A 244-nucleotide genomic window follows, 5' to 3' on the forward strand; every position below is an offset into this window, starting at 1 on the left:
GGATGGCGACCCGACTGCCGAGCCAGCCGCCGAGCAGCGCACCGGGCACGAGCCACGCGACCGTCGGCCACAGCACACCGCCGCGGACGTGGTGCGCGCGCGTCGATGCGGCACTGGTCAGCACGATGCTGGCCAGCGAGGTCGCCAGTGCCGCGTGCATCGCCGCGTCCGCGGGCACGCCGTACAACGGCAGCAGGAACACCAGCGCCGTGACCAGCACCATGCCGCCGCCGATGCCGAGCAG

At 74.2% G+C, this 244-nt stretch carries 1 protein-coding gene; it reads right to left on the minus strand.

Translation table 11 applies throughout. From position 1 onward, the window contains the following. Positions 1-244 (minus strand): TSUP family transporter (locus tag SB719_RS22095; protein ID WP_412160023.1); only part of this gene is annotated, 244 nt, incomplete at both ends.

The sequence above is a fragment of the Pantoea sp. SIMBA_079 genome, assembly GCF_046940275.1.
Classification (GTDB): domain Bacteria; phylum Pseudomonadota; class Gammaproteobacteria; order Enterobacterales; family Enterobacteriaceae; genus Pantoea; species Pantoea borealis.